At 56.0% G+C, this 17,682-nt stretch carries 17 protein-coding genes; 3 read left to right on the forward strand and 14 right to left on the reverse strand.

Translation table 11 applies throughout. The features are described 5' to 3' along the window. Positions 1-48: 48 nt before the first annotated feature. The 6 genes from DYU11_RS10050 to DYU11_RS10075 form a co-directional block, all read right to left on the reverse strand. Positions 49-1,836 carry a S8 family serine peptidase gene (locus tag DYU11_RS10050; RefSeq protein WP_119667557.1) on the reverse strand — a complete coding sequence of 596 codons (1,788 nt, stop codon included), beginning with the start codon at positions 1,834-1,836 and terminating at the stop codon, positions 49-51. A gap of 284 nt (positions 1,837-2,120) precedes the next feature. Next, complete coding sequence (locus DYU11_RS10055) at positions 2,121-2,567, reverse strand: nuclear transport factor 2 family protein (RefSeq protein ID WP_119667558.1); 447 nt, start codon at positions 2,565-2,567, stop codon at positions 2,121-2,123. An 89-nt stretch (positions 2,568-2,656) separates the two neighbouring features. Beyond that, on the reverse strand, positions 2,657-3,073 hold the full coding sequence (locus DYU11_RS10060; RefSeq protein WP_119667559.1) for a ribosomal maturation YjgA family protein: 417 nt from the start codon (positions 3,071-3,073) through the stop codon (positions 2,657-2,659). A gap of 179 nt (positions 3,074-3,252) precedes the next feature. Further along, entirely contained in the window at positions 3,253-3,696 is a 444-nt protein-coding gene (arr, locus tag DYU11_RS10065) for an NAD(+)--rifampin ADP-ribosyltransferase (RefSeq protein ID WP_119667560.1), read from the reverse strand. After that, positions 3,693-4,163, reverse strand: coding sequence for a MarR family winged helix-turn-helix transcriptional regulator (locus DYU11_RS10070; RefSeq protein ID WP_119667561.1), 471 nt, complete (start codon positions 4,161-4,163; stop codon positions 3,693-3,695). Before DYU11_RS10070 ends, arr begins: the two co-directional genes overlap by 4 nt. A 188-nt stretch (positions 4,164-4,351) precedes the next feature. Further along, positions 4,352-6,076 (reverse strand): tetratricopeptide repeat protein, encoded by a 1,725-nt coding sequence (locus DYU11_RS10075; protein WP_119667562.1) that lies wholly within the window; start codon positions 6,074-6,076, stop codon positions 4,352-4,354. Between the two features lie 442 nt (positions 6,077-6,518). On the opposite strand from DYU11_RS10075, the gene DYU11_RS10080 reads away from it, so the two are divergent. Then, complete coding sequence (locus DYU11_RS10080; protein ID WP_119667563.1) at positions 6,519-7,565, forward strand: LLM class flavin-dependent oxidoreductase; 1,047 nt, start codon at positions 6,519-6,521, stop codon at positions 7,563-7,565. 42 nt (positions 7,566-7,607) lie between these two features. Here DYU11_RS10080 and DYU11_RS10085 read toward each other — a convergent pair whose 3' ends face one another. Both DYU11_RS10085 and DYU11_RS33195 read right to left on the reverse strand, forming a co-directional pair. Then, positions 7,608-8,528 carry an NmrA family NAD(P)-binding protein gene (locus tag DYU11_RS10085; RefSeq protein WP_119667564.1) on the reverse strand — a complete coding sequence of 307 codons (921 nt, stop codon included), beginning with the start codon at positions 8,526-8,528 and terminating at the stop codon, positions 7,608-7,610. Positions 8,529-8,578: 50 nt separating this feature from the next. Continuing rightward, positions 8,579-8,740, reverse strand: coding sequence for a hypothetical protein (locus tag DYU11_RS33195; protein ID WP_158600259.1), 162 nt, complete (start codon positions 8,738-8,740; stop codon positions 8,579-8,581). A 35-nt stretch (positions 8,741-8,775) separates the two neighbouring features. Between DYU11_RS33195 and DYU11_RS10090 the strand changes: the two genes are divergently transcribed. Beyond that, complete coding sequence (locus DYU11_RS10090; protein ID WP_119667565.1) at positions 8,776-11,190, forward strand: TonB-dependent receptor; 2,415 nt, start codon at positions 8,776-8,778, stop codon at positions 11,188-11,190. 18 nt (positions 11,191-11,208) lie between these two features. Here the strand turns inward: DYU11_RS10090 and DYU11_RS10095 are convergent, their stop codons facing one another. From DYU11_RS10095 to DYU11_RS10110, 4 genes are read right to left on the reverse strand one after another with little or no spacing between them, the layout of a single operon-like run. Beyond that, on the reverse strand, positions 11,209-11,883 hold the full coding sequence (locus DYU11_RS10095; protein ID WP_119667566.1) for a putative outer membrane beta-barrel protein: 675 nt from the start codon (positions 11,881-11,883) through the stop codon (positions 11,209-11,211). A gap of 54 nt (positions 11,884-11,937) precedes the next feature. Beyond that, positions 11,938-12,702, reverse strand: a complete 765-nt coding sequence (locus DYU11_RS10100) for an endonuclease III domain-containing protein (protein WP_119667567.1) — start codon at positions 12,700-12,702, stop codon at positions 11,938-11,940. Between the two features lie 55 nt (positions 12,703-12,757). Further along, positions 12,758-13,171 carry a rhodanese-like domain-containing protein gene (locus tag DYU11_RS10105; protein WP_119667568.1) on the reverse strand — a complete coding sequence of 138 codons (414 nt, stop codon included), beginning with the start codon at positions 13,169-13,171 and terminating at the stop codon, positions 12,758-12,760. Next, positions 13,168-13,875 carry an SIR2 family NAD-dependent protein deacylase gene (locus tag DYU11_RS10110; RefSeq protein WP_119667569.1) on the reverse strand — a complete coding sequence of 236 codons (708 nt, stop codon included), beginning with the start codon at positions 13,873-13,875 and terminating at the stop codon, positions 13,168-13,170. The genes DYU11_RS10105 and DYU11_RS10110 overlap by 4 nt, the downstream gene beginning before the upstream one ends. Before the next feature lie 229 nt (positions 13,876-14,104). Here DYU11_RS10110 and DYU11_RS10115 point away from each other — a divergent pair, with 229 nt between their 5' ends. Next, positions 14,105-15,928 carry an AMP-dependent synthetase/ligase gene (locus tag DYU11_RS10115; protein ID WP_119667570.1) on the forward strand — a complete coding sequence of 608 codons (1,824 nt, stop codon included), beginning with the start codon at positions 14,105-14,107 and terminating at the stop codon, positions 15,926-15,928. 41 nt (positions 15,929-15,969) lie between these two features. Here DYU11_RS10115 and DYU11_RS10120 read toward each other — a convergent pair whose 3' ends face one another. Together DYU11_RS10120 and DYU11_RS10125 are read right to left on the reverse strand one after the other, a co-directional pair. After that, positions 15,970-16,506 carry a hypothetical protein gene (locus DYU11_RS10120; protein ID WP_119667571.1) on the reverse strand — a complete coding sequence of 179 codons (537 nt, stop codon included), beginning with the start codon at positions 16,504-16,506 and terminating at the stop codon, positions 15,970-15,972. 120 nt (positions 16,507-16,626) lie between these two features. Then, positions 16,627-17,634: a cation diffusion facilitator family transporter gene (locus tag DYU11_RS10125; protein WP_119667572.1), complete on the reverse strand. Its 1,008-nt coding sequence runs from the start codon at positions 17,632-17,634 to the stop codon at positions 16,627-16,629. Between the last annotated feature and the right edge of the window lie 48 nt (positions 17,635-17,682).

Raw genomic sequence — 17,682 nt, forward strand, 5'->3', positions numbered from 1 at the left:
GGAGTTAGGCCGGAAACCAGATTTGGTTTCCGGCCGTGACCGGGTTGCTTACCGGGGGGAGTTGTCGTAGTTCATCTTGTTCATCATCGCATCGTTGGCTTCCTTCGTCAGTTGGTCGGCCGTACCCTGACCGGTTGGCAGGTCGCCTTCGTTCGCGAGCGCGCCCTGGCTCAGGTCCGGACGCATATCCGTGCTGATGAACGTATCGAGGGCCTGGATGTAGGATTCGAGCTGCGCCAGGCGGCTTTCCAGGTCGTTTCCGCCCGGTTCGACCGTCTGCCCCGGCTGAATCGGGTTCCGGATGGGCTCGGGAATTGGAATGGGCAGTTCGGGAACGCGCTTCGTTACGTCGCGGAGGTCTTTCAGGCGTTTGCCTTCGAGTATTTCCAGTTTCTGCTCTTTGATCTCAATTTTTTCACGCTTCGGTTCCTTGATTTCCAGCTTCTCGTTCTTTTCAATCTTGATCTCCTTGATTTCGGACTTCTCAACTTTCTCAATTTTCGCTTCCTTGATCAGCAGTTTGGTGAGCCGGTCGTAGGCGCGTTTGCCCTGCACGATCCCCGCGCCTGAGTGCTGATCCCAGCCCGACGGACCAATGTTCTTAGCCGTTGCAATGAGCGCGTCCTTGATGCTGTTGTGGGTTGCCGATGGTTTTCCCTGCTTCATCAAAGCACACAACCCCGCTACGATAGGCGTTGCGGCCGACGTACCACTGTCGGAGTTGAAATAGCCGGTGAAGTGCGTAATACCGCAGAAATCCGGTTTGTGTGGGTCCAGCGAGGCCGGGCCCTGGCTGCTGTAGCCAACAAACTGCTCGTCTTTGTTGACGGCTCCGACGGTCATCACACGTGGGTGACCATTGGCCCCCCAGATGCTTTGTCCCGGTCCGCTCGTCGCGCAGCGGCCATCCGGGCAGGTATCCCCGCAGTTGCCGGCCGCGAACAGCACGATGATGCCTTCGTCAATGGCCTCTACGACCTTACGCGTGAAGGGGTGGTTGGGATTGCTGGCGTAGTCGGGTGCCGAAGCCGTATTGAAGATGCCCCAGCTGTTGGTCAGGATGTGGGGCGTACCGTTGGTCCGGTGCTGGTCGATGGCCCACTGAAACGCCTGGAGCGCATTGGAGATTACGCCCGTTGTGGAACTGGCATCGGCAATGCGCAGGTCGTAGATCCGGCAGTTGGGGGCCATACCCAGCACGTCGGTGGCGCACATGTTGCCGTGGTGACCCCAGCTGGCTCCGCGGGTGCCCCAATTGGCTACGGGCCACCCACCGATGACGTTGTTGATGGTCCGTGTGGGCGCTTCGCCGGGTGCCAGTGAGCGGCCGGTCGCCGTAATGCCGCCGTCCACAACCCCAACCACGATGCCTTCGCCCCGCTTGCCCGCGCTCCAGATCTGGTTTACACCCAGATAATTGGCTACGTCGTTGATTGTGCCGCGTGGCGTGTTGGGCGAACAGTCGCAGGGAGGAATCGGGCAGGCAATGGGTTCAATAACGGCATCGGTCCAGATTTCAATCACATCGGGATTGGCTTTAGCCGTTTCCCGTTGTTCATCGGTCAGGGTGGCCCGGACAATCACGTGCTGGTTGTCTTCGCTGGCAGCCAGCATAGCCATCCGCTGCGTGTTGGAAGGTTTGACCGGAACCGGGCTGAACGTAGGATCGATGGTAAAACCCTGAACAGAGGCCACCGTGCTGGCCCGGACCGTAGCGCCCAGCAGTGGTTCGGCCTGCGGTACTTTAATTTCCAGTAAGTAGCTCTGCCCGGTCGGCGCATCGGCGGCCGTTGCGGATTGGTTTTCCTTCGGCGCCGGATTGGTTTGCTTTTTCATAAAAGTTTGGTGTTAAGGAGTTTACGAACAGTTGGGTTCGGGGTGTTGCCCGACAAAAAGTCGTAAGGTTATTGGCCGATGGTAACAAGGTTTGAGCGAACGGTAGTTGCCGGGGGTGGATTTGAGGAAGCGGTTTGTGTTTGCTTTGATATTAAAATATTGATAATCAAACACATGAGCTGGCCCGGGTGAGGCTACGTAGGAAAGAACAGGGGGTGCAGCACCGTTCGGGCGGTGGCTGAAACGAATTGACAGGTTTGTCGCGGGGGTAAGGGGGGCGGTTTTCAGCGTATGGGTGTCACCTGCGAGGAGACCGCCTTCCACACGCCATTTTTCCGTATCCAGACATCATACATTCGGGTGCGTCGGTTCGCAAACGGAACGTCTTTGATGGTTCCTTTCGTGACGCTAATGAACGTAACGACGGCGGTATTGTCGTAGATCGTAATGCGAACGTCATCAAAGTACAGGGAGTCAACAACGTGGCCGGCCCTGATCCGCTCGTTCATCGTAGTGAAAATGCCGTCCAGTTCGGCCTGTTTCGAATAGGTTTTCGTTAGTCCAACGGCAACGAATGTTTCATCCATCAAACTGGCAATCGCTGCCGTGTCGTTTTTGAATTCGGCGATCAGCCAGTCATACTCCAGTTTCTGAAGCACTTCTTCATCCGTCTGGGCAAAAACAGTCAGGGTTTGGAGTATTGCCAGGATACTAAGAAAAAGAGATTTCATGCGTTCAGTGAACCGGTGTTTGCTGGCTGTCAGTCAGTGGTTTAACGAAGGTAGGATAAATAGGGCAGGTTGCTACTCATACCCGTTCACTACGGTCGCTTATTGGCCGCGACCGTGTGAGATACGGCTCTGGAAGCGTCTTTCCCCCAAAGCCCTTCCAGCATAAGTACGGTAGCTATGCCAAGTGTATAGGCCAGTAGGTCCCACCACTCGAACCCGTAGCCGATAACGGTTTTGGCCAGCGAGTTGTCCGACAAACCAAGCCGGTCAACGATGTGGACGAACTGCAATGTCTCCAGCGCGTAGGAAAACAGCAATACACCGACGGCTATTTTCCAGGGAGACGCGTTTATAACCGTTTTCACCGCGCAATACAGCAGCATCACCACCAGATAATCGCCCCCGTAGGGCCGCACAAAACTGTCGCGGACAAACAGGGCGATCAGTACCTCAACGATAAAAAGAATAAGCGCAAGCAGGAAAAAACGGAGGTTAAAGGTCAGCATCGGGTCGGGGTGTGTGGAGCTATTGATGGTCTGGTAGAATTAGTGTAAACGATGCCTGAAAGCCATGAAGGTCCACGATTACTTCGTTCAGGTTGGGTACTCTTCAGGTCCTGCCGGGGCCGACTCTGTACACCCCTCAAGGTACTGTTAATCGCCAGATTACTGAGCCAGTTCAGCAATTAATTGATGATTACGGCTTTCGGGTCGGCGTTGAGCTTTGCCAGATTGTCCCGCCATGTTTTGAGTGCCTCCGGTGTAAGCCGGTCCCAGTCGGTTACTTCGCCAACAATCTTCAGCGGGGCTGTGCTGCGATACGAGCGGGTGGGATTACCCGGAAATTTCTTGTCGGTAACGTTCGGGTCGTTTTCAAAGCTCCCCGTGGGTTCAACGATATAAACCCGTTCCCGTCCATCCCCTTTGGCTAAGGCTGCCGCAAGCCCCGCCCCATTGACCAGGGCCGTAAAGTAAATGTGATTCATTATGATTTCGGGTCTATAATTCGACCTGAACCCGGCTGTCAACAAATCGCCAACCTGCAGGTCGGCTCTCGTGCCGTGATAAAAAGGGCCATTGTCTAAAATCGTGCCCGTGGCCGACTGATTCGACGGTTTTTCGCTGCTCATGGGTGTTCGGTTGGCTCGTTAAACGCAAGTTTTGTTTCCTGCATGAGCGTTATGCTTTTTCGCAGGTACGTTTCAATCGTTTCCATGTCGCTGGCAGAGAACGTGGCAATCAGTTCTTCCGTTGCCTGCTGGAACCGTTGGTAAAAAGGCTCCAGCAGGGCCATGATTTTTTGGGTGTCGGGTACAACCAGGACTTTCCTCCGGTCGGTCCGGTCGTATTGGCGTTGCACCAGCTGTTTCTTCTCAAACCGATCGATTAAGCCCGTAACGGCCCCCGTTGTCAGACCCGTTAAGGTTGCCAGTTCGCCTGCCGTCAAACTGCCTCGTTGCAGAAAGAAGCCCAGGTACTTATGATCTGTTCCGCCAAAACCCGCCTTTCGGGCAATGGTTTCATGCAGTTCCAAAGACGTATACGCGTACTGCTGGCTGGCCTTTCGGACATCAACAACTTTGTTTCGGAGAGACATAAACTAACTCAGTAAGTATCTTAGTAACAAAGATAAATAAATTTGATTAGCCTGCCCTGATTTGGCCAGAGATTTTGCCAACACAACAGTTCTGACGGGCGCAGGCAGGCAGGAAAAGGGAGCGGTCAACCATCGGCGCCGGGGCCGGGTATGTAGGGGGTAGGGTAGGAATGCAATCTGGAGTTGCGCTACCGCGAAGAGCCGCTGATCAGGTTAAAATCTGCATACTGCCAGGCTTTGTCAAAACGCGTTTTAACCGGCTGTGCCTCCTGCGTTTTTCCTTGTTTTTGAAGCGCCTGGTACAAGCCAGCCAGAGCCCAGCCATTTTCTTTCCAGGTGTTTAAGTCTTCCCGGTAGACGTTCTCCGCTTCAGCGTATTTTCCGGCCTGCAGCAAAGCGGCTCCGAGGTGATGCCGTACCGAAAAAAACCAATCCGGTGGCTCATTGTAATTCAGGTCGTCTTCAATGGCAATGGCCCGCCTGAACGCAGCAATCGCTTTGTCATATTCATGTTTATGCCGAAAGATTTCGGCCGAGAGCACGTTTACTGCAATTTGCGTGATGTCGAACGTACTGTTTATGTCCCAGATGGTGATTTCCTTCAACACCGGATTGCTGGCCAGTTCGTTTAACCGGCTAAGCTCTTTTTCGGCATTTGGCACATCGTTCCTGCCAAGGTAGGCCATGCCTTTCGCATAATGCAGCACAGCACGTGGATACACCAGGTCCTCACCCAACGGCTTTACCGCCAGAAGGCTATCCCACAGGCCAAACTTCACGGCCACAAAGTAAGGAATTGTGAAGTAGTGCTGCAGGGTTCCCCAGCCGGGTTGCTTCATGATGTCCCTGGCCGTATGCTGCTGCACTTTTTTAGCCACTTGCCAGGCCAGCGCTGAATTGCCTTCGAACGTAGCTGTCGCCGACAGATAGTGATAATTATGCGGGTAATAGGAAAGCGGGTAGGCACCCTGGGCGTGGCAGGCAGTAACGTAAGCACTATCGATTTTAACAGCCTTCAGGTTGGCAACCGAGCCCAGGTGATAGTCTCCGGTCCAGATGTAAATATGGGAAGGCATGTGTACCAGGTGACCCGAACCGGGAACGAGGGACATGAGCAGATTGGCACTTGCCAGGCCCCGTTCCGGATGTTTCGAGGCTTCAACGGCATGAATATAAAAATGCGGTGCACCCGGATGGTTGGGATGTTGGCGGATTAGCTTTTCAAGGATGGTCACGATCTCGGGTGTCCAGGGCCGTGGGGCTTTTGTTTTTTTATCATACAGATCCCAGGGATGCATGTCCATCAGCGATTCGGCGTAAAGGGCGCTGATATCCGGATCGGTGGGATATGCGTTGTATACCTTTTTCATGGCACTGGCAAAAGCACTATCGAGGTGACTGCGGTTCTTGGGCGCATCTGGCGCGTAGCGATAGGTCAATGCCTTGATGAGTGCTTTTTCTTTTTCGCTGCAGCTGGCTGAGAGAGAAAGGGCTTTTCGGGAAGCCTGATAAGCACGCTGGTAATTGTCTTTCTCCATACCTGCGTTGTAGTTGGGGCCAAGCACGTACGCAAATCCCCAATACGCTATTGCGCAGGTTGAGTCAAGCCGGGCGGCTTCAAAGAAGGACCGGGCGGCTTCCGCATGGTTGAACCCGTACGACAGCATCAGACCCTGATTGAAATAGGCTTGTGCTTCTTGACTGGTAGTAGAAATGTTAAAATCAATTCCTTCCAGTCCGGTCAATTTTGGCGCTTTGGTGCCGGCCGAATACCAGTCTTTGTCTGTGGCTTGTGGCGCACAGTACGTCATCGTGCCTGCCGGAAGGGCACGCTGGGTAGTCGTTTGCTTATCGGTCTGTTTGCAGTTTGTCGCTAGGGTAAGGATAACGGCGTAATACAGTAGCTTTTTCATACTATGTGGATGACTCGTGAATCAATGACTTTTCAGGCAATTTGCCAGCCGGTTTACACGCTATACAAAGACACACTTTTTCATTTGATCATGGTAAATATGAGCTATACACGGAGCGTGAGCCATACATTTCTAATAAACGGATGATGTATTTAACAAGCGGTATAAGCTGTTGATCGTGAATAGTTTATGCTTAATGCTAAATTGACTGTCTCCAGAAGTCCAGGACATCGGGGGCTTACTGGGTGTAACGTCTGGCCGCCCCTGGCGTCCGGAACCGGGTCTGTTGGGCTGAAAACGTACCGGCGTGGGGTAATTTTCAAGGCCCGTCTCGACTCATGAGTCCCGAAACGAACGGTTACGTCACCGGCTATGCAACGTTTTTCCTTCGTTCCGGTGTTATAGTAAAAACGATGTAGCTACATTTAATACACTTTTGATTATGGAACTTGGCATCACAACCTTCGTCGAAAATACGCCCGATCCAACCACCGGTACGTTGCTCAGTCCGCATCAGCGGATGATGAACCTGATGGAAGAAGTTGAACTGGCCGATCAGGTCGGTCTGGATGTATTCGCCATCGGTGAGCACCACCGCCCCGATTTTATCGTATCCTCGCCGGCGGTGGTGCTGGCGGCCGCAGCGGTCAAAACCAAACAGATCCGGCTGTCCAGCGCCGTTACCGTGCTTAGCTCCGACGATCCGGTGCGGGTCTTTCAGGACTTCGCGCACGTCGATCTGCTGTCGGGAGGGCGGGCCGAGATCATCGCCGGGCGGGGTTCGTTCATCGAATCGTTTCCGCTGTTCGGTAATAACCTGAACGATTATAACGAGCTGTTTTCCGAAAAGCTGGACCTCCTGGTGCAGCTGAACAAAAAAGAGAAAATTACCTGGAAGGGCCGTTTCCGGCCGTCGATCGACAACCGGGGCGTTTACCCCCGACCGCATCAACCGGAACTGCCCATCTGGGTAGGGGTTGGTGGTACGCCCGAGTCGGTCGTGCGGGCCGCCAACTACGGTTTGCCGATGGCGCTGGCCATCATCGGCGGGATGCCGGAGCGGTTCGTGCCCTTTACCCGGTTGTATAAAGATACGTACGCCAAGGCCGGTCACGACCCCGCCAGGCTGCAGTTGGGCATCAACTCCCACGGCTACATTGCCGACGATTCGCAGCGGGCCGCCGATGAGTTTTACGGACCGTATGCCTACGTTATGAGCCAGATCGGGCGGGAGCGGGGCTGGTCGCCCATGAACCGCGCCCAGTACGAGTTCATGCGCTCGGCCGAAGGGTCGCTGCTGGTGGGTAGTCCGCAGCAGGTGATCGACAAGATTCTGTGGGAGCATGAGCTATTCGGCAACACCCGGTTCCTGCTGCACATCAGCGTCGGTACGTTGCCGCACGCGAACGTGATGCGGGCCATCGAACTGCTGGGTACCGTTGTGGCCCCGGCCGTAAAGAAAGCTGTCGAGAGCAGCGTCGGCGTGTAACCAACCCGCCTAAGCCGTATTGTAACGCCCGGTTCTATTCAGTTAGGCCGGGCGTTTGGCTAATACGTCACGGATTGATGTCCACCGGATGTCGGGGTAGCGGTCGTTGTCGAGCGGCTGGAGTTTCGGCTGTCCGCTCAGCATGTTGTGCAAATATTGCATCCCCTGCCAGGGTGGAAACACTTCGCTGGGCTGGGGCGCTACGAGTTTGGTTATCTTAATCAGGGTGTTGAGTACGCCCAGGCCACCAACGCGCAGCAGGCCGAACGGTTGCCCCGTCGCGTCGCTGGCCGATTGCTGTATGCCCCGGATGGTACTTACCTCCCCGGCAATCCGCAGAAACCGGGGCGTATCGGCATCAAGGGCGGCAGCCGCGGTGTAGGCGGCTGTATCGTCGGTGGTCGTAAAATCCATCGGCTGGTCGGCATCCCCCCAATAAAGCACCCGCTTCAGCCCGAACTGAACGACGGGGGCCTGCCCGGTCAGCAGGTCGGTAAACATGCCGTTCAGAATGGACGTAGCCGCGATGGAAGCTTTGTCGAGCCGTTCGGAAAAGTCCCGGCGCAGGTCGAGGTTCCGGTTGCTGCCTTTGGGCAATCGGGTGAAATCGATGCAGTAGTCGGAGGGGATGAAGCGGGGCACTCCGGCGTTCACGGCGGCATGAAGCAGCCGCGTCTGCGTATCGACGATCACATCCCGCAGCCCCGACAGGGCCGACACCACGCAGGAACCGCCCGTGCAGGCCTGCGTCAGTTCCGAATCGCTGGTGTAATCAACCTCAAGTACGGTAGCTCCCTGAGTCCGGAGCGACGAAAGTACCTGGCTGGTACTGCCCCGGCGGACCAGTGCCCTGACGTGGGCACCCCGCTGGAGCAGGTGGTGGGCGATGGCCTGGCCCAGATCGCCGGTTGCCCCGGCCAGAATGATGAGGTTGGTTTTTGTTGCCTGGTTTGCTGAATTCATGCCGTGTGCGTAAGGGCACCAGTTTAGTTAACTCATGAAGCTATGTAAAGTTATGGGGCAACAGACGTTCGGCCGGATGGGTGGCGGTAGCCGGTGAGTTGTTCAGGGTACCGACGAACGGTCATATACGCCGACGAATGACATCGACGTCCGTTCGGCGATGCGTTTGTCGGTTCACCGATTGCCGGTGGGTTGACGGAGGGTAGGGGCATAGCTTTGACTCATCAAATCTGTCAACGCTAAGGCTATGAAATGTCTACTGTCCATCAGCTTGCTGTTCACCACCCATCTGCTCCTGGCCCAGACCGCTACCATACGGGGTTTGGTACAGGACACGCGCCGGCAGGCGGTTCCGTTCTCAACGGTTATGCTGCTCAGCACCAACGATTCTTCGCTCGTAAAAGCCCAGGTCAGCAGCGACTCTGGTGCTTATGCATTTACGGCTGTCCGGGCCGGTTCGTACCGCATCAGCGTTACGGGCGTCGGCTACGGTCAGGGTTTTTCGGAGCGTTTTTCAATAAGCAAGGGCCAGACCGTAACGTTGCCTGCGCTAATGCTGACGGATGTCAGCAATCAGCTTAGCGAGGTGAAGGTGAGCGCCCGTAAACCCCTGCTCGAAGTGACACCCGACAAAACTGTGCTGAACGTAGAGGCCAGCCTCACGGCCGCCGGTAGTTCGGCGTTCGAACTGCTTCAGAAAGCGCCGGGTGTCATTGTCGATCCGGGCGATAACATCATGCTGCAGGGCAAAAACGGAGTACGTATCTACATCGACGGGAAGCTGTCGCCCCTGACGCAGGCCGATCTGGCGGCTTACCTCCGCACGCTGCAGGCATCCGACATTGAAGCCATCGAAATTATCGCACAGCCCTCGGCTCGCTACGATGCGTCGGGCAACGCGGGGATCATCAACATCCGGCTGAAGAAAAACAGAAACTACGGTACCAACGGCAGCCTGACGCTGGGACTGGCGCAGGGTCGTTTTTACCCGAAGCAGAACGGGTCGCTCTCGCTCAACCACCGCACCAAAGGCGTGAACCTGTTCGCTACGTATAGCAACCGCATCGCCCGCGACTGGTCGTTCATCAACCTGTACCGCCGGCAGTCGGGGCAATACTACGACCAGCGGTCAGAAACTACTACCGGGTCGGGCTCGCATAACGTGAAGGCCGGGGCCGATTTCTTCCTGAGCCGCCGGAGCACGCTGGGGGTGCTGGTGAATGGTAACCTTCGGGGCAGTGAGTCGCTGACCGACGGCCAAACGCCCATTGGACCGCTGAATCGTCCGGCTACGTCGATCCTGATTGCCAACAACCGGAACACAAGCCGGCGGGGCAATCTGAACGCCAACCTGAACTACCAGTATGCCGATACAACCGGCCGGACGCTGAACATCGACGCCGACTATGGCCGCTACACCGGATCGAACAACAATTACCAGCCGAACCAGTACCGCGACCCCATTGAGCAGATCGTGCTGGAAGAGCGCAACTACCGCATGAAAACCCTGACCGACATCGATCTATACACGCTGAAAGCCGACTACGAACAGAAACTGTGGGGCGGCAAACTGAGTGCAGGCTTCAAGCTGTCGTCGGTGACAACGGGCAACGCCTTCGATTTCTTCGACGTAGTGGACGGCCGCGATCAGCTAAACACAGACCGGACCAACGATTTTCGGTACACGGAACGGATCAATGCCGGTTATGCATCGTTCAACCGTCTATTCGGCAAAGTCCGGGCGCAGGCTGGGCTGCGGGTTGAGCAGACGTACTCCCAGGGTATGCTGACCAGTGCTCAGGCTCAGGGCGATGGCAACGTAACACGTCGGTACGTCAACCTGTTTCCCAGCGCCGGGCTTACGTACTCGGCCAACGCCAAAAACAGCTACGCGCTGACGTTCAGCCGCCGGATTGACCGGCCGGGCTACCAGGATCTGAACCCATTCGAGTACAAGGCCGACGAACTGACGTATCAGAAAGGCAATGCGTTCCTGCGCCCGCAGTACACGAACACGGTGCAGGTATCGCACACCTACGCCTACAAGCTCACTACGTCGCTGAGTGTCAGCCGCACAACGGATTTCTTTACGAGCATTACGGATACGACCGAACGGAATCGGAACTTCATCACGACCCGCAACTTGGCCCGCCAGGACGTGATTTCGCTGGGCGTAAGTTACCCCGTCAGTCTGACGAAATGGTGGAACGTGTACACCAGCCTAACGGCTTACCACTCCCGCAACCGCGCTGATTTCGGGCAGGGTAAGGTCATCAACCTGAACGCGAACGTACTGAGTTTTTACAGCCAGCACACGATTACGCTGCCACGCCGGTGGAACGTCGAAGTGTCGGGTTACTACACCTCACCGTCGATCTGGGGCGGTACGTTCCTCAACCGCCGGTACTGGGGTTCCAGCGTTGGGGTGTCGCACAAGGTGCTGAACGATCGGGGCTCGCTGGTGGTGACCCTGACCGACCCCTTCAACAGCCAGCGGTGGCGGGGTATCAGCCAGTTCGGCGGGTTGTACATGGACGCCAGCGGAGGCTATGAGAGTCGGCAGGTACGGCTGAACTTCACCTACAGCTTCGGCAGCGATCAGGTCAAAGCCGCCCGCCGTCGGAACGCCGGTCTGGACGACGAAAGCAAGCGAATTCAGTAGGTGATCCAAGGGGGTAGGTCACCGGACAGTGTACAGTACCTGCGCCTGTAAGCCTACCTGGTAATTCTGATACCTGCTGAAGGATTGTTGGGGTAGGATGTACGCAAAGGTAGGCTGAGCAATCACCGATAACTGGTTGCTCAGCCGATACGCCAGACCGGCCGCCAGCATCGGATGAATATGTATGTCCTGATTAGGGAATTTACTCTTTTCGCCGTTCTCAAAAATGGTTACCGACGGCAGGGCGAATAACCCACCCGCCGAAACATAGGGCGATAGCCGTTTGCCGGAGGTCAGGTAGTTGATGGTAACCGGAATCTGGTAGTTCCGCTGGCTAGTGGCAATTAACGTAAATGGCACATTAGCAGGGTTGGTGCTGATGGTTGGTACGTTGTAGCGAACACGATTTAGTAAAATACCCGTCGAAAAAGAGAAACGGGCGGTCAGGTTATAACGGGCCAGCAAACCGACCGAGTAGCCCCAGCCTGTCCGTTCTGCCCGAAAATCAACCGGTTGCGCCGTAACTGGTTGCCCATTGGTAGTTATCGGTACCAGTACGGTTTGTTCTGTTTTACTGTATTGGAACGTTGGCGAAGCGCTTAGCGAGAGAGAAAGTTTACCCTGCCCAACGACTGAATGACCGGAGAGCAGCCCGGCTAAGCCGAGAAGGAACGAGCGTATAATCAGTTTCATAAAAGGTGAGGTGTTGATGGTGCACAATAACGAGTAGGTAAAATACGTAGTTGATTATTCTTTTGTAACCCTGGTTTCAGATTTTAATGTACTGCCCACCCGCTTACTTTTGGGCACCGGCGTACTGCTCAGCGTCGTTGTTCCGCCCGACTGGTAGTAGTCGCACATGTCGCGCAGCACGCACTCGCTGCATTTAGGCGTGTACCAGGTGCAGATGCGCTGGCCATGCCAGTAAAAATGCTTATGGAAGTTAAACAGTTCTTTCGCATCCGGGGGCAGGTACGCCAGCAGAATGGCGTGGGCTTTCTCCGCACTGACTTTCGGGCCAATCAGTCCTACCCGCTGCGTAACCCGGTGTACGTGCGTATCGACCGGCAGCACCGGTTTTCTGAAGTTGAAGAGCAGCAGCAACGTAGCGGTTTTCAGGCCAATGCCCGGCAGGTCGGTGAGCCACTTCATGGCGGCTTCCGTCGACAGGTCGTGCAGGAAGTCGATGCTGACGTCACCCCGTTCGCGGATGATGTGCGCCAGCACGTTCTGGATATATGGCGCTTTTACGTCCGGGTAATTGGCCGTTTTGATGGCGTCGATCAGGTTGGGGAGGGGGGCATCGCGAACCTGCTCCCAGGTCGGAAAACGCTCCCGCATGGTCCGGTAGGCCGTTACCTCGTTGGCGTGGGTCGTCCGGTGCGACAGGATCGTACCGATCAGTTCGTGCATGGGATCCGCCCGGCCGTAAATTTCCTGAACGCCGTATAACTGGTTCAATACGGCATGTGCCTGACGGGTTTTAGCGGCTAAATCGGGTGGAGGTTGCATACGAAAACAGGGACGTTGAGTGCCCCTGTTTAACCCGTAATGCTGGAAATAGTTGTCATTTTACTAACGGCAGCCCGGCCTGCTGCCAGGCTTTTACGCCCCCGTCGAGGTGCCGGACGTTGGTAAAACCCAGTTTCTGCAAAATCGGCAGCGACTGCGTGCTACGGCCACCTACGGCACAGTGCACCAGATACGGTTTTGTCTTGTCCAGTCTGGCTACCTGCTGCTGGAAGGTCGGGCTGTTGTAATCGACGTTGATGGCCCCTTTGATGTGCCCGGACGAAAACTCGGTTGGGGTACGGACGTCGAGGATCACCACCCCCGGCGATTCTTTCAGTAACTGCGCGGCCTGTTGCGGAGTCAGGTTTTTTGGCCCATCCTGCTGAATGAACACGACCGGGCCACCAACAGTGGGGTGCGGATTGGGGGCATAGAGCCAGGGGAGGATCAGGAAAAGGAGCGTTTTCATACGGTTTGGGTTTCGGCAATGAGTTGATCCGCCAGTCGGGTCAGACCAACGGTGGCCGGCTCGGGGATCATGGTCATGTTCTTACGTTTCGCTACGTCCGGTATGTTCGGGTCGACAATGTAGATCGGGACGCCGGGCCGGACGGAATAGATCAGGCCCGCAGCCGGGTATACGGCCAGCGACGTACCAACCACGATGAACAGGTCGGCCTGTTCCGTGATGTCCATCGCAAGGTCCATCATTGGAACGGCCTCGCCGAACCAGACAATATGCGGGCGGAGCTGTGCGCCTTTTTCACAGCAGTCGCCCATCCTGATTTCCCAGCCTTCGACGTCATAGATCAGGGCCGGGTCCATCGTACTGCGCGATTTAAAGAGTTCGCCGTGCAGATGCACAACGTTCGACGAGCCCGCTTTTTCGTGGAGGTTATCTACGTTCTGGGTGATGATTGTTACGTCGAAATACGCTTCGAGTCTGACCAGGGCCAGGTGGCCGGCATTGGGTTCAACGCTCAGTGCCTGCTTCCGGCGCTGGTTATAAAATTCCTGCACCAGTACAGGATTTCGGTGCCAGGCTTCGGGGGTTGCTACGTCCTCGATGCGGTGATTTTCCCACAGGCCGTCGGAGGCCCGAAAGGTGGGAATGCCACTCTCGGCGCTGATCCCGGCACCCGACAGGACAACAAGTTTTTTGCGTGCTTCCATCGTCTACAAGGTACGAAAAGATTGAAATGCCTGCACGCTGTCAGCCTGGTCAATTGCCCCTCTTTCGCTGATTTCTGACTATATGGCAAATCGTCGTACGTTTGTTTAGGCCGAAGGAATCCTGGCGAACGACAACAAAATGCCGGCGTCGACAGTCTCTATGAGTATACCGGAGTTTAAAGGGATTTCAGCAGAAGGGTTTTGCCGACTGCCGGCAGGATTAAGAGACATGGACGAGCCAAACCGATTATTCGATTGCCTGACGTATCAGTTAGCGCACTGTCCGCTGACGGATATGCTGGCGGCCAAGGAGGCCGGGCAATGGAAAACATACAGCACGCAGCATGTTATCGACCGGGTTAACCAGGTGAGCATTGGGTTGCTGACCCTCGGTATCGATCAGGGCGATGGCACAATCGAAGGGCGGCATAAGGTCGCTATCCTGAGCCGGAACCGACCCGAATGGATGATGGTCGATCTGGCCGTTCAGCAGGTCGGGGCGGTGTCAGTGCCGGTGTACCCGACCATTAACCCCGCCGAGCTGCAGTTTGTGCTGCAGGATGCGGCCGTTCGGGTCGTGTTCGTCGATGGTGCGGAGCTGTACGCGAAGGTGGCCGCTCTGCAACCGACCCTGCCCGATCTTCAGGCTATTTTCACGTTCGATCCGGTAGTTGGTGCCCGCTCGTGGACGGCCTTACATACCGACCTTACGCCCGATGATTTGCAGCGGCTCGACGTGCTGCGCGGGCGCGTGCAGCCCACTGACCTGGCCACGATTCTCTACACCTCCGGAACCACCGGAACACCCAAGGGCGTGATGCTGTCGCACCATAACCTGCTCAGCAACACGTTCGACAGCGCGCTGGTCATGAACGAAATCGGGGTGCGCGGCCGGCGGGCTCTCAGCTTCCTGCCGCTGAACCACGCGTTTGAGCGTATGGCTACGTACTGCTACATCTACTGCGGTACGTCGATCTACTACGCCGAGAGCATGGACACGATTGCGGCCAATCTCCGGGAGGTGCAGCCGACGGTCTTTACGACAGTGCCGCGGTTGCTTGAAAAGGTGTACGAGGGAATTCTGGCGAAAGAGGCGGAACTGACGGGTATCAAAAAACGGCTATTTGCCTGGTCGCTGCGGCTGGGGGAGGAGTACGACGTCAACAAGTCGTTCGGACTGGGCTACCGGCTGCAGCTGGCCGTGGCCGACCGGCTGTTTTTCAGCAAATGGCGGGAAGCACTGGGGGGGCGCGTCAGGGCGATCATTACGGGGGCTGCAGCCTGTCAGGTACGGCTGCTGAAAGTCTTCGGCGCGGCCGGCATTGTGGTGATGGAGGGCTACGGCCTTACCGAAGCGTCACCGATTATCAGTGGCAACCGGTTCAGCGAAAACAACCGGATGTTCGGAACCGTTGGCCCGCTGCTGAAACACGTCGAGGTGTCGTTTTTGGACGACGGTGAGATCCTGTGCAAGGGCCCCAATGTCATGATGGGGTACTATAAACGCCCGGACCTCACGGCCGAAGCGATCTCCGGCGACTGGCTGCATACGGGCGACATCGGTACGTTAGTGAACGGGAAGTTTCTGAAAATCACGGATCGCAAAAAAGAACTGTTCAAAACTAGTGGCGGTAAATACGTAGCGCCCCAGCCCATAGAGAACAAGATGGTTGAAAGTCCCTGGATTGAACAGATCATGGTCGTCGGCGAAGGGCAGAAGTTTGTCGGCGCGTTGATTGTCCCGACTTTTCGGATGCTTCGCGAGTGGTTTGCCGAGCAGCAGCGACCCTACCCCGGCGACGCGGCCGCTGCCGCCGACGAGTCGGTAAAGCGCCTGATCGCCGAAGCCATCGATCAATACAATCAGGCGTTCAACCACGTCGAACAAGTTAAGAAATTTGAGCTGCTCGACCGGGAGTGGACCGTTGAGGCCGGTGAATTAACGCCTACACTCAAGCTCAAACGGAAGGTCATTCAGGCGCGGTACAGTGAGCAGATCGCCGGGTTATACGCGGGTGTTGCAGCCGGGCCAGGCTCTGGTTTGGCCCGTTAATCGCAAAGCCGGATGCTTACCGGATCGCACTGGCAGAACTCTTAATTCGATGGCAAACGGCCGAGGTAAACGGATACGTTGATGCCCGCAAAGGAACGCCTGGGGTTGAGATTGCCGAAGCCGGTCACGCCGATGCCTATGTATTTTAAGGCTGTATAATACCGGACTTCGGCCGGTATGCCCATGGTGCCATACTTTACGAATTCGTAATGCTGGCCCGATCCCCACAGCGGGTCGGGATCCGTATACAGGTATTTGCCCCGGTCGTTTCCCCAAACTCTGCTCAGGCCCGCTGCAAAACGAAACTTACCTGTCCGCAAACCGTACAGCAGGCCAAGTTCACTCACTTTCAGACCGGGTTCAACCGCCTGCATAAACTCGGCATTGACGGAATAACGCGCTATCAGGACAGTGGGGCTGCTTTTAGGCTCGTAGCCCATGGCAATCATCAGACTGGGCAGGTGGCTTTTTCCGAGACCACCGCTCAGCCAATACGAATCCTGCGCAGCCGCTTGTCCGAACGTTTGAGAGTTGATGAAACTAAGAAAACACAGGAAACGGAATGCGTGGTTGATCATGACAATAGAGGCATAGTCACGACCAAATCTATACGATATAAACGAAAAACAAAAAAAAGTGACGTAATGGATCAGCTACAAAATAAACTCAATCACAGAAAGCGTTGATAGTCAATCCGGCTACGCTGTCGGTGGGGCCAGGGCCACGAAGTGTTTCTGGTTGAGGGGCAGGTTTTCGGCCGTCCATTCCACGTCACGCATGAACGGTAAGGCACGTACCGGGCAGTCGGCAACGCGGCAGTAGTGGCAGCACTCCTGTTCGCAGGGGTCGGTATGCACAAAAATCTCGACCTCGCTCCGAAACCCGTCTTTCAAGGTGTCTTCAAAGTGATGAACCTCCATATGCACCTGGTTCAGATCCCAATAGTAGGGCAGCGTCAGGTGGCAGTCAATGTGCAGATCAGCACCGTACTTCTGAACGCGCAGGTTATGAACGTCGATCCAGTTGCGGTCTTTGTGGCTGTTGAGCAGACTCACGACGCGCTCGATCGTGGGTACGTCGGCTTCGTCCATGAGCCGGGCCACCGATTGCCGGATGAGCTGGAACCCGTTGTAGATGATGATCAGCGACAGCACCAGCGACAGGACACTGTCCAGCCAGAGCTGGTTCGTGACCCACACCAGCGCTACGCCCGCCAGCACCACCAGACTACTGACGCTATCGGTCAGCAGGTGGCGCCCGTCGGCCATCAGGGCCAGCGAATCAGTCCGGCGGCCCGTCCGGACCAGCATCAGGCCCGTTCCGGCATTGGCCGCTGTCGTCAGGGCTACCAGGCCGAGGCCCCAGTCCAGGTTCGTCAGTGTTTTGGTGATGAAGAAGCTGTAAACGGCCTGAATCAGAATGAAAATCCCCGCCGACGTAATGAGTGCGCCTTCGAACCCCGACGACAGGAATTCGATTTTGCCGTGGCCGTACGGGTGGTTCTGATCCCGGGGCTGGCCCGACAGGTACACGCTGTACAGGGCAAAGCCACTCGCCACTACGTTAACGATGGATTCCAGCGCGTCGGTCAGGATCGCCGTGGAGGAGGTGAGGTAATAGGCCGTCAGTTTGATCAGCAGCAGGACGATACTGAGCCCTACCGAGAACGTCATCCAGCGGTATTTTACTTGTTGTGGAGTTGTCATGTCTGGAAAAGGCGCTGGATACCGGACGTCGGCGGGAAGAGAGCGTCC

The sequence above is a fragment of the Fibrisoma montanum genome (genome assembly GCF_003583365.1).
Taxonomy (GTDB): domain Bacteria; phylum Bacteroidota; class Bacteroidia; order Cytophagales; family Spirosomataceae; genus Fibrisoma; species Fibrisoma montanum.